Raw genomic sequence first — 15,293 nt, 5'->3', positions numbered from 1 at the left:
AATGCTATTTATACTGTGATTATATAACTTTCATTTTGTTAATTAAATACTGCTTTTATGCATTTCATTATAATGCACTTTTTACAAAATATGTTTCTTAGTAACTTATTTTGTTTCAATAGTTCTCCAAGCATAAAATTTTATGATTAATTTCATTATTTTATGAATTGAGATTTACTTTTTTAATGTGGCTTAAGTTGTCGCACTAGTTTTTAGTGCAACAGCCACTTTGATATATTAGAAGCACCTATACAAATTTTATTCTGCTTTTGCTTTCTTCATTTCTTCTATCATAGCTGGAAGGATATCACTTACATTTCCAACAATGCCTACATTGGCAATTTCAAAAATTGGAGCATCTTCATCTTTATTAATTGCCACAATATAATTGGAACCTGACATTCCAGATGTATGTTGTGTTGCTCCAGAAATACCACATGCGATATAAAGCTTTGGTGCTACAACCTTTCCTGATTGTCCAACTTGGTGTGCACGAGAAATCCATCCCTCTTCAATAGCAGGTCTTGTCCCACCAACTACACCACCAAGCACATCTGCTAATTCTTCAACAAGTTTGAAATTTTCTGCATTTCCCATTCCACGTCCACCAGAAACAATTACTTGTGCTTCTTCTAAATTAACAGATTCAGAAATTTCTTTTACTGTATCAATAATTTTTGCTTTAATAACCTCTTCTGGAATTTCTATTTTTTTCTCTGTAACGCTTGCATTTGAAGCAGATTCTGGCTTTGGAAAACTTCCATTTCTAATTGTAACTACTGCTGTGCCTTCTACTTCAATGTGTTCTAAAACTGTACCGCCATAAGCTGGTCTAGTATACATAACTTTACCATCAGTTTTAGTAACTCCTATTACGTCACTTACACATCCTAAAGACATACGTCCTGCAATACGTGGTGCAAGATTTTTAGATAATACTGTATTTGCTAATAAAACGATATCTGGATTTTCTTCTTTAACAGTTTGTGATAATACTTCTGTCAAAGTATCACAGTCTGTAGCTGCATCTGTAAAAATAACTGGTATTCCTAAAGCTGCTACTGTATCTGCAGCAGTCCTGTTACCTACTATAAGAGCTGTTCCTTCTGCATCTAATGATTTTAGTGCACTAATAAGTTCAAGACTTCCGCCTAATACTTTTTCTTTATCTGTTTCAATAAACAATAATGCTTTCATACTTTCGTTTTCCCCCTTAATTAGATTGCTTTATCTTTTTTCATTTGCTCCATAGCAGCACTTACTGCTAAAGTAGCATCTTTTTCTTTAATCTTGATACCAGCCTCTTTCTTAGGAGGTTCAACATATTCAACTAAGCGTACTTTTGCTTGTTTTACCTCTCCAATTTCTGCTGCAGAATAAGTTGGAATTACTGCCTTACGGCTTTTCATCTTACTTTTAATGGTAGGATAACGTGGATCATAATCTGGTTTACTTACTGTTACTACAGCTGGGGATTTTATAGAAACTACATTATATCCTTCATCAGTTTCTTGATGAACTTCCATAACATCATCTTTTAAATCGATTTCAATTGCACTGCTGACATAGCCTGTACCTAATTTTTCAGCAAGCATAGCTCCTACTTGACCAGTAATTTCATCTGTAGATTCCTTTCCACAAAGAATTAAATCAAATTTTTCACCTTTATCTGTTTCAATTTTATGAATAGCGTCGACCAAAACATGTGCTGTTCCAATAGCGTCTAAATCTGCATATAAATCATCTTTTACAAAAAATGCTTCGTTAGCTCCTACAGCAAGACAATTTTTTAATGTATTTAAAGACTCATCTGCTCCAACCGTTAATACACTGACATTTCCTCCATGAGCTTCCATGAAACGAACTGCTAACTCCAATGCATATGTATCAAATGCATTTGCTACCAAACTGACTCCATTTAAATTAGGTTTTTTCTCCTTGTCCAAATGTATTTCAATAGAATCATCTGGAACCTGTTTTACACATAACAGAATCTGCATAATCTCCCTCTCCTTTACCTTTACGTTATTATTATATATATTATTAAATTATTTTAGGGATAGACCCATTGTGTATATTAATAGTTAAAAAATAATATTTCATAACTATTATTTTGATTTAGTTTCTACACAAAGTACATTTATTGGTCTTACCAATTTACAAGTTAAATTTTAACATATAATTCAAAATATTTCAACAATTCAAATAAATTTTTTTAATTGCATATATTTTAAGTTGTGATTATATTCTTTTATAAAAAACAAATTGCGATTTAAAATTATATGGTGCTTAACCGAAATTAAGGGATAATTATTTATAAAATTCTAATTCACAAACTCTATTATTCGATGATTACATAATTTTCAATAACTACATACAAATCTAAATCAGAAAATCTATTGAAAAAATTATTTGTAATAAAAAAGAAGAAAGTAGTAAAAAAATTAGAAAGATGATTTATACTACAAATACATTTGAAGGTTTTAATAGACAGCTAAGAAAATTCACTAAGATTAGAACTGTATTTCTAACTGATGATTCATTACAACAATCATTGTATTTAGCAACAGATGAGGTTAAAAAAAGATAAAAATATAACTGGAAATAAAATTTCCAGTTATATAACATATCAAATATTCAATTTACACAAGTTCTTCTACATTCTCTGGTTTCGTAATGGTGTATAGGTTAAATTTCCCATAATACTACAATTATAACAAAATTTATTGTCATAGCGTCTTAATTAAAATTTAATTTTAGTTTGATTAAGTTTCAGAATTTAACATACAACCATAATCTCCATGTTTGTAATCTCCATATATTCCATATGATATACACTTAGCTCCCCCATTACAAGTGTCCAAGAAACTGCATTTTTCACAGCCTATTGGTACCTCTTTGTAATTTCTTAAATCATTGAAAACTTTTGAATTAAAATATATATCACTCAAGGAAGAATCTAATATATTTCCTGCTACAATTGGCAATCTTCTACACGGCATTACATTACCATTTTCAAGAAGTACTATTAATCCATCTCCAACACTACATCTATAACTATTGCTTACTCCATTTAAAAACTGAAGACTTCTTTCTCCTGATATTTTTGTTTTGTAAAACTTATTCAAAAAATTTTTCTGCTCAATTCGTATCATATCTATATAATTAATTACCGATTCTTTATTTAATGTCTTAATATCTCCGTTACTTTTAGCACCAACTGGAACCATCCTATCTGTCCATACCTTGTATGATTTGTATTTTTTAGCTGTTCTTACTACAGATCTAAATTCTCTATAATTTTCATTATTAGCAGTAAACGAAACTAATGATTTAATTTTATATTTTTTAAGCAATTTTAATGAATTAATCACCTCATCATATGAGTTTTTTCCTCGTATTATGTCATGAGTTTTTTTGTTTCCATCTAGGCTTACTTGTATCATTTTAGGGTTATATGATTTTAATTTTTTAACATTTTCGTCATTTAATAATGATCCATTAGTAAGAATTCCAAAGTCAAAATATTTATTGTTTTGTTTAAAAAAATCTAGTAACTGCCAAATATCCTCTCTTATAAATGGCTCTCCACCAGTTATGTTTATTTGACCTTTTAAATTTTGATTATTAAATTTATTATATTCAAGTAGCAACTTTATATATTGATTACCAAATTCAATCAATTCATTTATAGAAAATTCTGTTCCATTATAATTTTCCTGATAACAATGTCTGCATCTTTTATTACATCTATTAGTAATGTGCCACTGTAAAATTAATTTCTTCAAAATTAGTCTCCACCTCCACATCCACCACAAGATGAGCAGGATGAACATGATGAGCAAGAAGAACATGAAGAACAAGATGAGCAGGAGCTTCCAGAATCATTGTTATCATTGTTATCATTGTTATTATTGTTATTAATATTATGTTTATTTGTACTTACCTTCCAATTACTCAATCCTAAGAAATATATCCAGGAACTTCCGATCAAAAAATCCTGAATAGTACTTTGCTTACACTCACCGTTTTCCATCAAATTGCTCGTTCCACATACTTTACATTTGTTTTCATTTTCATATAAATCCTTTGAGATAACACCTTTATTAGTAAGTCTTTTCATATACTTAATAAACAGATATATTGTAACAGCAAATAATATGAGAATTTCAATTATTAAGGATTCTACTGGTCTTCCATTCTCTATTCCTCCAAAAAGTCTCAAAATTCCTGGTATAAATATCACAAACATCATTATAATTAAAATTAAAAAGTTTTTGATTTTATCCTTGATATTTCTTATAAATCTCTGTTCTAGTAACTCATTATAATTACTATTATAAAAATCCTTAAATACAATTTCATCAACCATTTTTCTTTTAAACTTTTTTGGCGAAAATTTTTTCAAATATACACAATACACTTGACTTTCAATATTAGTTAATCTCATTGTAACATTTTCATTCGATGAGAACATCCTTTGTTTTCCATTCCTTAATAAAATCCCTTTAACATATAATTTATAGGTTATATAATAAAACATGTTTTTGAGATTATACTTATTAGTTAAAACATAATACTCATCATCTGAAAGTCTTTTGCCTGCATATTTTTCTGTGTCACTACCACTTAATATTTTAGTAACTTTAAAAATTATTATCCCTGAATATAATATATATAATATTAAAAAATATTTACCATTTATAAATGGCAGAAACCCCTTACTCAATAATAAATTCATTTATACTCTCCTAATAACTTATACTCATGATTAATAAACTTTTCTAAAACCTCGTACACTATCTGTGAAGCCACTATTTTCATAAAATTTGTGTGCATTTTTTCTATAATCAGATGATACAAGAATTGCATAAGCACATTCTTTTGTTTTAGCAAACTCATCAAGTGATTCCATTAACTTTCGCCCTATGCCTTTTCCTCTTAATCCTTCTTTAACAACTACATCTTCAATTACTAAAAAAGATACTGCCAAGCATTTGCAGCATATACCGATTGCACAACCAATAACCTCGTTATCTTCTTTAACAACTACTAAATAATAATTTTCATTTGTCAACATTTCTTTATATGTTTCAAGTGATTTATCAACTGAAATTTCAAAGGGAATAAGAGTACTATGTAGTTCTAATACCTGTGAGAGATCCTCTATCTTTAATTTTTCTATAATCATAATTTTAAAATCTCCTATCTATCTCATTAATCAAAATAATTATTTTTCAAATAATATCTAAAGCCAAATTTTTATGTATTATATTAGTAATACTTATAATAATATCCTACTATTAAAAAATCTCCATCTTTTAAATTTTCTTCACTAATGAGAAAAACTCAATTATAACGTATATATATCTGAAAATTCAATTTTTATTTTTTCTATATAATTATTCAACCTGTTATCAAATAATTCAATATTTTCTTCATGGTCATTATCGTGTATTAGTTTTACAGGAAGCTTTATGCAAAACTTCGTTCCAACTCCACATTTACTTTGTACTGAGATTTTACCACCTTGCATTTCTACCAATGCTTTTACAATTGATAATCCTATTCCACTGCCTTCACAATTCCTCGTAAAAGATTTATCTACCTGCCTAAACTTATCAAATATTACATCCACCTTATCCTCTGATATTCCTATACCGTTATCTTCAACTGAAATAATAATAAATTCTTCACCATCAAATATATTTCCCTGACTACCTGTAAACTTTACCGCATTCGAAAAAATATTAAGCATTATTCTTTCAATTTTATCTAAATCGCAAGCTATAATCTTCTCTTCTATTTCAGTATCAAAAGTAAAATTTAATTTTTTACTATTTAAATAGTTAGAAACTGACAAAGTGATTTCCTCTATTATATTAATAATATTATAATTAACCATATTAAGTTCCAGCTCTCCTGAATCTAACTTAGTGGCATCAATAAGATTATTAATTAACCTTAGTAATCTAAAGCAATTGTTTCTCTCTATATTAATATTATTATTAATTTTTACTCTATCAATATTTTCTTCTTGAACATTAATGTCAATAATTTTATTTGTACCTAATATTATGTTTAATGGAGTTTTTAGTTCATGAGAGATATTAGCAAAAAACTGTGTTTTTAATTTTTCTAATTCAAGAGCTTCATTATACAATCTTAATTCATTTTGTTTTCTTTCTGTAATATCACGTGCAACTGATATAATTCTTTTCTCCCCATCTATATTTATAATTCTAACATTACCTTCAACCCAACATTCCTTACCGTTTTTTGTTATAAAAACCCCTTCTAAAATAAGTGGATTTAATTTTTCAATCTTCTTCAATGTATTTTCTTTATTAAAATTAAAATCATATGAATTTTGGGGAATTATATCATCCGCATTCATATTTACCAATTCATTTCGACAATATCCAAGCATGGAAATAGTGGCTTTATTTACATCTAATATATTTCCATAAATATCATAAATTAATATAGCATCATTTACTGAATTTAAAATTGTATCCAAATAATTTTGACTTTTTTCAAGTTTTTTTTGAGAGTTTTTACATTCTAATTGTCTTAGTCCACTTTCAACCAGCATCATAATAATACCTTTATAATATTCTATTATATGCTTAACTTTACATTTAGATAAAATGGGTACTCTGCTTCGTGCATCCAAATATCCTTTTTCATCAAAACCAAATTCCAATGCTTGTGCCTTAAAACATTCTATATCGATTACAAGTGGTTTGATTCATCCTATGATAATTAGTGCATATATCTCTGTCCCCAACAATAATTTGAACAGTTCCCTCTGCGTCAGCAATTGCCATATGTACTCCTGCAATTTCATAAATATTTTCAGCAATTTTTTTCAAAGAATCAACATTAATTAGTTCTTTAAAACTAAACATTTTTATAAATCTCCCCCCAAAATACAAGCTTATAAATTCACTTTAATATATTATGTATTTTGCCAACTCTTGCATATTATATAAAAAGATTATTACCTTATTGATAGTTTACATTTCTTGTTCAACTAAATTTATATAAATTATAACATAATGGTAACTATTATACTAATATATAATATTTTACTAAATTGGTATCAAATTTTTAAAGATTAGTTTTTTGTTATTTGAAAAATATACTTATTGAAATTAAAGAACTGTTATTTGGAGCTTTAATTCTATTTGTTTATATTAATAAATACCTATTAAAAGAATAAAAAATAATAGTATTTTATTCTTTTAATAGGTATTTATAGGTTGTTTATTTTTACCATAAAATGCAAAACTGATTTTTATTACAAACCTGCTTATTATTCATTTTTTCACTCCTGACATGTTATATACCTAAGACAATACTAAATTTAATAATGAATGAACAAAATACTTTTGATCTTTTTAATTGCTTTTACTTCTAGAATTACAAAAATCATATATTAATTCATCCTGCTATCTTTATTTTTTCAATGTGTTTTATTGCATCTTTTGCAAATACTCTTTCTTCCATTCCTTCACATCTAGTTTGTAATTTGCAAAGTGCAATTACAAATCCTATCATAAAAATAATTATTATTGAAGCTATTAAAACAATACCAAATTTTAACATTTTATCATCATCTCCTCGTTAATTTAATTTTAAGTTAAAATCTAAGTTATGCTACTCTTTCACAATTTACTCATATCCTTAACAATTTTTATTATAACTTCCTCTACTTAACATCAGCTAAATAGTTAAAAAATAAAAGCAGACTAAGTATTTCTACTTATAAAATATTCTTAAATATAAGCAAAATAAAAAGTATCCACAAATTCATTGCAGATACTCTTTGTTATAATACATTATCTACACCTGGTGCACCATATGATCCGCCACAAACTGCTTGGCATATTACAAAGTACATAAGAATGTAAGTTGTAATATCAAATACTGAACTTGTTGGTCCTATCCATCTCATAAAACTTCCAATTGAAGATGCATCCCATTTACGTGATTTTTTAATTTAATTACCGATTTTTTAATATATCTTAGTTAGTTGTAACATTTGTAGAATGAGTAATTGTCCATGGATTTGAAGTTTTCTTATCAAAAGTCACATTTTTAAATGAACTATTACTCATATAATCTATACTAGCACCTAAAGTACCTGTAAATGCTATATTCGAAAAATGTATATCACTATGAATTCCATCAGATAATCCAGCCACTAATATTCCATTACTCTTTGATCCATTAACACTGCAATTATTAACAAAAATATGCTTAAATACAGGTGAATCTGGAGCTGCTGTAAATGAACCTACTGAACCCGAATCACTATATGCGGATGTAAATATAAACGGTTGTCCTTGTCCATCAGTGATATTTTTAAGAGCAGAATCACGGAAAGTTATATCTTGTGCTCCACCACCTACTCCTTTAGCTGATTTACAACGAAGACCAGAACCTGTACCATTTAAAACATTATCTTCTGCTAATATATCGTCTATTCCTGCTGCTGTATAACTTCCAGCAACTACAGCACCATGACCATGTGCAAAGTAGTTGTTAAATATCCATATGTTTTTTACTTCTGAACGATTCTTTTCATCTGCTAAGCCTCTTCCTGCTGCAAAGTTTATATCATCATCTCCAGTATCAAAAACACTGTTCATAACAATTAATCCTTGAGAACTAAAATTTAATCCATCTGCATTATTACAATCAAAAGTTCTAACTAAAGCACCATTTATAACTACATTACTGCCATTACCTGTTCCTATAGTATGGAATGAAGGATTTTGCAGCGAAAGCCCATCCCCTATATATACATTATTAACTTTATTTAATGAAATTAAATTAGATCTTGTAGCATAAGCTGCTGTACTGCTAAGACCAGCCTGTACACCAGCCTTGTATTCATTTGCTGCAAGAATTCCATTTTGTGTAACTGTTGATATAGAACTCTTTGCTGAAATTGGAAGTCCATTTTGTGAAGAACTTTGCTTCCATCCATTTCCATCTATTGTACCTGTTCCAACTATCTTTAAACTTTGAACTGAGCTAGTACCAGTTGCATTAATAAGAGCATTATTCTTACTACCACTTGCCACTGGATGTTCAGCACTTGAATAGTCTTTTGCGTTTTCTGAACCAAGTATTTCTCCATCTACCCTTAAAATCATATTATCCCTTAACCAAATAGCACCAGTTTTAAAAATCTTGCCAGCTGGTATCAATACTTCTCCACCTGTAGTACATGCATCTATAGCAGCTTGAATTGCTTTTGTATCAATAGTAGTTCCATCTCCAACTGCACCATATTTAGTTACATCAAAAACTTTTGGATCTGCATCTGTACTTTGGGTTATTCCATCACTTTGCGTTAGCACATTACCTTTACTATCTACACCTTTAATTACAAAGCTATAACTAGTATTAGAAGTAAGTCCTGTTGCCACATAATTATGCATATTTATTTTTACAGCAGAGCTATTGCTAGAATCCTTATAGAAATTATCTATAAACTTCTTCGCTTGAGAATTGTTATTATCATTGGCACTACCTATAAGACTTCCATTCATATATACTTTATAATCTGTAATATTACTATAATTTGCTGGTTTCTGCCATGCTAATGAAATAGTATTGTTATCGTGTGCAATCACTGATACTTGAAGCGTATTAGATGTTGTAGTAGAATCTGCTACTGCCGATGCAGCTATTGAGGAAATTGTTGATGAACTTGTAGAAGCTGCATTTGCATCATATGTATTTAAATTATATGTGCACATTAATACAGTTGCAGCAGCTATAAGCACTTTTGTTTTTTCTTTAAATTTAATCACTTTTATCACCCATTCTTCTAAAATTTTGATTAATCAGAATTATTTGATAGATTTTTAATTTACATAAATATTAGCATAACATTTAAATTTTTTAAATATTTTTATATCTAAATATACAAAATTCGGTATTAAAAGCATTTACATTATCAGTACAAACAACATCTGACCAGCATATAATACCAAAAGGATTTTATCCCTACATAACAAATCCTCCTTATACAAAGAGTATACTTAGTTTTTTAGGAATACCTTTGCACCTATAATTGTAGTAACCTAGTCCATTCTATTATAGCTAACCTTATAATAGATAGTACTAGGCTTTAATATTTATATTTTATACATTTTAATAATTTGTTAATATTTTCTCATTTAATTCTTTAATAACTTCAAGCACTTCCAATAAATCATCAATACACTCAATTTTCTTTTCAAATGTTTCCTTGCCAAGGATCTTTTTACGCTTAATTAAACAATTAGCATGCTGTTCTTTTTTCTTTGGTGCAATTGTTAGTATTACAGGATCTCTTTCTTCTAATTTAAAAGTTATTTTTTCATCTGTTCCATTTCTTTTATAAATTTTGAATTCAACTGCTTTTTCATTGCAAAATCTTATTAGTTCTTCATTTATTTTATGTATTGCATTTTGGCAAAACTCACTATAGTTTTTAAATAACTCCGTTTTTTCAAATTCTTTTGGTTCATAACATTGTAGTGTTTTATCTTTTTTCATTACGATCTACCCCTCATTATCTTTTATTTTTATATACAAAATTTACTTCATATTTTTAAACTCAAATTTCATATATTTTAGGTGTATTTTTTATTAATTTAATAAACCACTAAAATAATTGTTCAGTTTTAAGTATCCAATATGATATTTTAATAAATACTTATATTTTATTTTGCAATTCATTTTTTACTATACGCAAAGCCTACCAGTTTCACTAATTATACCATATGGCGTAAATGATGATGATTATTTTATTCGCATTCCCCCAAAGTTGATCTATTAGGAAATCAGACCGTAGATAAATTCTTAGTCAGACTCAAATCTACAGTCTTGTGCAAGTATCTTAACACTTATCTTGTTTACCGTTTAGTGGACTGATTTATTTAATCAACTATTATCAAATTATAAATAGTGCTTATTTACACAATATTTAAACGCTTTTCGCTCTCCTTTTTCACGTATAGCTCAATTCCTAATAATAATTACTTCAACATTGTTGAAATAGAAACAAAAATTCAATATAATATTGTTAATGTACTAACGAATTGGAGGAAAAGCCATGAATAAAGAAGAACAAGTAATTATGAGTTTGAGGGAGTTATTTAACAAAATGGCTTGGCTTAATAAGCCTAAGATGGAAGACAGTCTTAAGGGATATAAATCTTCTGAAGTACATTACATTGAATGCATTGGAAGAAATGTAGATTCCAACGTGACAAAACTTGCAGAGTCCCTTTATATGACCAGAGGCGCCATAAGCAAAATCGCAAAGAAACTTATAGAAAAGGGGATAATTGAAAGCTATCAGAAGCCAGATAATAAGAAAGAAATTTATTTTCGCCTTACTGAACAAGGTCAAAAAATTTATAATGTTCATGAAGAACTACACAAAAAGTTTCAGGAACGGGACAAAGTCGTATTTGAACAGATAACTGATGAACAATTTGATAGTATGCTTAGCTTTGTGGAAAAATATATTAAGCATTTGGATGAAGAAATAAAAAAGCAAGGTATAGATAAGTCAGAATAAATTTGAATAATAAAAATGAAACTACAGGCAGCTAAACTCTATTGAGAACAGGCTGCATTTTTTATCCTCTTTATTTTGTTGACAAGGAAACAAAACGATGATACGATAACTATGTTTCCAGGGAAACAAAATATAAATTTTAGGAGGAGAATTCAAATGTGTAAATTTGAATCACATAATAAACAAAACACAGACCAAACCGTGGATAAAAAGGCTTTAATATTTGGTCTTATATCTGTATTTCTTTGCGGATTAGGCTTCACTATAATAGCACCTGTCATTCCATTCTTAGTTCAACCTTATATAAGCAATCCGGCAGATCAAGCTATAGTTGTTACGATGCTTACCTCAATTTATGCAGTCTGCGTGTTTTTTGCAGCCCCTGTACTTGGAGCTTTAAGCGACAAATATGGTCGTCGTCCATTGCTCTTAGTATGCCTTTTGGGTTCCACAATCGGATACATAGTTTTCGGAATAGGAGGAGCTCTATGGGTACTATTTGCTGGGCGCATAATAGATGGTATAACAGGCGGAGACATAAGCACTATCTTCGCATATTTTGCAGACATCATTCCTCCAGAGCAGAGAACCAAATACTTTGGATGGATGAGTGCAGTTGTAGGTTTAGGAACCATCATTGGCCCAACTCTAGGCGGATTACTTGCTAAGTTTGGTTATTCTGTGCCAATGTATTTTGGAGCAATAATAACTTTATTGAATGTTGTTTATGGATTCTTTTTTATGCCTGAGAGCCTTGATAAGAATAATAGACTAAAAGAGATTACCTTTATAAGACTAAATCCATTTATACAGCTTGCAAACATACTTTCTATGAAAAACTTAAAACTGCTGCTTATCTCAGCATTCTTACTTTGGATACCTAACGGATCTTTACAAGCAGTTTTTTCACAATTTACAATGGACACTTTTAATTGGAAACCTGCACTAATCGGACTTATGTTTTCAATTATGGGCTTTCAAGACATCATTTCACAAGGTTTCATAATGCCAAAGCTTTTGATAAGACTTAGTGATAAACAGATTGCAATTCTTGGAATGATTTCAGAAATTATAGGATACAGCCTTATTGCAGCATCAGCTTTGCTCTCATTCTATCCTCTTTTTATTGTTGGAATGTTTATATTTGGTTTTGGTGATTCAATCTTTGGGCCTTCATTTAATGGGATGCTCTCCAAGTCTGTAGATTCTAGTGAACAAGGAAGGATTCAAGGAGGCAGCCAATCTATTCAATCTTTAGCAAGAATGATTGGGCCTATCATTGGAGGCCAAATGTATGTATCACTTGGTCATGCTGCACCTGCTTTTATGGGGATAATCCTTATAGCAGCAGCAATACCAGTTTTGTATAAGAAAACACATTAACACTTCCTTATATATTTTTAGGTGCTGTTTGAAAGCTGCAATAATCGGTGTCTTCCAAAATAATCAACAAACTATTTCTTAAAATTAAAATAGGTATATAGTTATAATTAGTTGATATAAAAAAATTAATTTATAAAATTGAGGGGTGACAAGTTTTGGATATTAATAACTTTACAAACATAATTGAATTTAATATATATCTTTGTGCATTTGGATTTATGCTTTTATCTGAGTTTATAATATTTATATTTGCTACACGCAAAAATGGTAAAGATAGAAAAAAGTCTGACAAATGTTCAATTTGGTTGATAATTTTAGCATATTGGTTAAGTATTTATTTAAGTTATCAGTGCAAACAACCTCTGACCAGCATTTAATACAAAAAGGATTTTATCTCTATATAAGAAATCCTGCTTATACGGGGAGCATACTTATAAAATGTCAATCTTTTATTTAATATCACTTAACTTAATTGTATTCTTTCTTTAACTTCCGTTATTATTACTTGTTCTTCTTTGTTTAAACTTGACATGTACTTATTAAATTCAACATACCATTCTTTTTCATATTCATCTTCAAAACTTATATCTGATACATATTTTGATAAAAGAATAATTTCCATCTGTGATAAACTCTTAAAGTACATAATATATTCATATTCAAATAAGCATTCAGCACCTAATATATCTACTAAGTCCTCCAGGCTCTTGATATTATTTTTTATTAAATCCACTTTTTCCTCTATTGTAGAACATTCTCTAATTTTTTCACTTAATTTTCTAAATGCAAAATTGCTTAACTTTTTACCATCTGTGTATTCAATAACTTTATTGTCACTATTTTCATCAAATGATATGAATACCTTTTCCAATCTGTTTAATTCAATACTTGTATTGATCAATGAAGTTATTTTAGGTATAGATTTTCTAATATAATTTACTAGTGCTTTATTTTTAATATTTAAAATTTCACAACATCTATTTGCATATTGTAGCAATGCTGCTTGTAATTCTTCTAACGATAATTTATTTAACTTATTTTTTATATGCTCTCTATCTATATTATTAATAGTAAGATTATTTAAAGATTTACCACATATAATTAAACCTAATGAATTGATAAGTACCAATTCAAATATGTTTATGACAAGTACTTCGCACTTTTTATCATATCCTTTTAATAACTTATTTATTTTGTTGATATCAAAGTTATAACAAAACTCATTTTCTAAATTTAATGTTTCTAAATAGTTTTTTATATATTCAATTCCACTATAGTTGATATTATCCACATAAAGTTGATAGTCTGCTGGACCATGGATTTTATTCGGTACAAAAAAGTCATCATATTCTTTAAAAAATACTAAGTAACCATAATCTATAGTATCGTTATATGCATAATTATCTACTTTAAGCTTATTTTTCTGAATTTTATCCAAAAGTTTTTTACTCTCCGCTGTTTTTTTCTTGATTAAATCATGCCCCTTCTGCAACATCTCAAATAGACTTGTATTCTTTAATTCATTTACTATTAATTCTATGTTGTCAAATGTTTTCAAATAAATTCCTATTGTATAATCGATGCCCTCCATCAAACTTTCTGCTACCTCTACCATGATTGAACTACTCTCATCTTTTGTATAATATTTCAATTGTACTTTTAAATTCTCCAATCTCTCATATGATATTCTTTTTAAAAGCTTATCATCTAACAGCTCTTTCTCATAACAAGTCATCAAAATATCCTTAAAAAAATATTCCTCACTAAAATTATTTTCTATATAAAAACCATATTTTTGAATATCTTCACCATTACTCATATTTTATCAATCCTTTTCACTATCAATATTTGTATAATCCTTCACACCATTTCTTATATTGTCAGCTATTTTATACAACACTTTACCCTCTAAAAGTTCCAAGGATCCCTGACAATAATTATCGAAATACTCCTTCATAATTTCTATTAATTCATCATCACTTATATAATCTAAAGTTTCATTCTTATAATTATAAAAAATTTCTACAAGTTCGTTGATTGTATCACTATAATTATATTGTGATATATATGTTGAATCACAAAATCTTCTAATAATTTTGTTCATGATTTGACCATTAAATTCTATTCTTCCGCTTTTTTCAAGTGCTACATTTCTTGTTTTAAGAATTTCTTTTACATCTTCTTCATGGAGAGTTAATCCATATTCGATTGTAAATTCATTACACTTAACTATATCATTAAAGACTTGCTTCTCTAAGGCGTTACTTCCAAATAAATTAATAATTTCATTCAATTTTAAAACTTCCTCTCAAAAAGTTAT

15 protein-coding genes and 1 pseudogene are annotated in these 15,293 nt (G+C 28.4%); 3 read left to right on the top strand and 13 right to left on the bottom strand.

Going from position 1 to position 15,293, the window contains the following annotated elements:
- Positions 1 to 258: 258 nt before the first annotated feature.
- Together CLSA_RS09255 and CLSA_RS09250 are read right to left on the bottom strand one after the other, a co-directional pair.
- Positions 259 to 1,197 (bottom strand): electron transfer flavoprotein subunit alpha/FixB family protein, encoded by a 939-nt coding sequence (locus CLSA_RS09255; protein WP_022745770.1) that lies wholly within the window; start codon positions 1,195 to 1,197, stop codon positions 259 to 261.
- 20 nt (positions 1,198 to 1,217) lie between these two features.
- Positions 1,218 to 2,000, bottom strand: coding sequence for an electron transfer flavoprotein subunit beta/FixA family protein (locus CLSA_RS09250; protein ID WP_022745766.1), 783 nt, complete (start codon positions 1,998 to 2,000; stop codon positions 1,218 to 1,220).
- Positions 2,001 to 2,434: 434 nt separating this feature from the next.
- On the opposite strand from CLSA_RS09250, the pseudogene CLSA_RS22825 reads away from it, so the two are divergent.
- A pseudogene (locus CLSA_RS22825) lies at positions 2,435 to 2,587 on the top strand (transposase); the annotation flags it as partial.
- A 178-nt stretch (positions 2,588 to 2,765) separates the two neighbouring features.
- On the opposite strand, the gene CLSA_RS09245 reads toward CLSA_RS22825, so the two are convergent.
- From CLSA_RS09245 to CLSA_RS09215, 9 genes are all read right to left on the bottom strand, one after another.
- Complete coding sequence (locus CLSA_RS09245; RefSeq protein WP_022745759.1) at positions 2,766 to 3,788, bottom strand: radical SAM/SPASM domain-containing protein; 1,023 nt, start codon at positions 3,786 to 3,788, stop codon at positions 2,766 to 2,768.
- Between the two features lie 2 nt (positions 3,789 to 3,790).
- Positions 3,791 to 4,741 (bottom strand): hypothetical protein, encoded by a 951-nt coding sequence (locus CLSA_RS09240; RefSeq protein ID WP_022745756.1) that lies wholly within the window; start codon positions 4,739 to 4,741, stop codon positions 3,791 to 3,793.
- A 30-nt stretch (positions 4,742 to 4,771) separates the two neighbouring features.
- The gene (locus tag CLSA_RS09235) at positions 4,772 to 5,191 is read right to left on the bottom strand and encodes a GNAT family N-acetyltransferase (RefSeq protein WP_022745752.1); all 420 of its coding nucleotides are present in this window, start codon (positions 5,189 to 5,191) and stop codon (positions 4,772 to 4,774) included.
- Between the two features lie 162 nt (positions 5,192 to 5,353).
- The gene (locus tag CLSA_RS09230) at positions 5,354 to 6,706 is read right to left on the bottom strand and encodes an ATP-binding protein (RefSeq protein WP_022745748.1); all 1,353 of its coding nucleotides are present in this window, start codon (positions 6,704 to 6,706) and stop codon (positions 5,354 to 5,356) included.
- A gap of 10 nt (positions 6,707 to 6,716) precedes the next feature.
- Entirely contained in the window at positions 6,717 to 6,911 is a 195-nt protein-coding gene (locus tag CLSA_RS23865; RefSeq protein WP_022745744.1) for a PocR ligand-binding domain-containing protein, read from the bottom strand.
- A 535-nt stretch (positions 6,912 to 7,446) separates the two neighbouring features.
- On the bottom strand, positions 7,447 to 7,611 hold the full coding sequence (locus tag CLSA_RS23095) for a hypothetical protein (RefSeq protein WP_022745739.1): 165 nt from the start codon (positions 7,609 to 7,611) through the stop codon (positions 7,447 to 7,449).
- Positions 7,612 to 7,834: 223 nt separating this feature from the next.
- On the bottom strand, positions 7,835 to 7,960 hold the full coding sequence (locus CLSA_RS24270) for a hypothetical protein (protein WP_022745735.1): 126 nt from the start codon (positions 7,958 to 7,960) through the stop codon (positions 7,835 to 7,837).
- A gap of 70 nt (positions 7,961 to 8,030) precedes the next feature.
- A complete protein-coding gene (locus CLSA_RS09220; protein ID WP_022745732.1) occupies positions 8,031 to 9,830 on the bottom strand; it encodes a glycosyl hydrolase family 28 protein in 1,800 nt (599 codons plus the stop codon).
- A gap of 343 nt (positions 9,831 to 10,173) precedes the next feature.
- Positions 10,174 to 10,560 (bottom strand): hypothetical protein, encoded by a 387-nt coding sequence (locus CLSA_RS09215; protein WP_022745727.1) that lies wholly within the window; start codon positions 10,558 to 10,560, stop codon positions 10,174 to 10,176.
- Positions 10,561 to 11,119: 559 nt separating this feature from the next.
- Between CLSA_RS09215 and CLSA_RS09210 the strand changes: the two genes are divergently transcribed.
- Positions 11,120 to 11,590: a MarR family transcriptional regulator gene (locus tag CLSA_RS09210; protein ID WP_022745725.1), complete on the top strand. Its 471-nt coding sequence runs from the start codon at positions 11,120 to 11,122 to the stop codon at positions 11,588 to 11,590.
- Positions 11,591 to 11,746: 156 nt separating this feature from the next.
- Positions 11,747 to 12,973, top strand: a complete 1,227-nt coding sequence (locus CLSA_RS09205) for an MFS transporter (protein WP_022745722.1) — start codon at positions 11,747 to 11,749, stop codon at positions 12,971 to 12,973.
- A 463-nt stretch (positions 12,974 to 13,436) separates the two neighbouring features.
- Here CLSA_RS09205 and CLSA_RS09200 read toward each other — a convergent pair whose 3' ends face one another.
- Together CLSA_RS09200 and CLSA_RS09195 are read right to left on the bottom strand one after the other, a co-directional pair.
- Positions 13,437 to 14,792 (bottom strand): DUF6179 domain-containing protein, encoded by a 1,356-nt coding sequence (locus CLSA_RS09200; protein ID WP_022745718.1) that lies wholly within the window; start codon positions 14,790 to 14,792, stop codon positions 13,437 to 13,439.
- A 6-nt stretch (positions 14,793 to 14,798) separates the two neighbouring features.
- Complete coding sequence (locus CLSA_RS09195; protein ID WP_022745715.1) at positions 14,799 to 15,266, bottom strand: DUF6323 family protein; 468 nt, start codon at positions 15,264 to 15,266, stop codon at positions 14,799 to 14,801.
- Positions 15,267 to 15,293 lie beyond the last annotated feature (27 nt).

It is taken from the genome of Clostridium saccharobutylicum DSM 13864 (genome assembly GCF_000473995.1).
Taxonomy (GTDB): Bacteria; Bacillota; Clostridia; order Clostridiales; family Clostridiaceae; genus Clostridium; species Clostridium saccharobutylicum.
The sequence above is the reverse complement of the archived record's forward strand: the minus strand, read 5'-3'. Positions and strand labels throughout refer to the sequence as shown.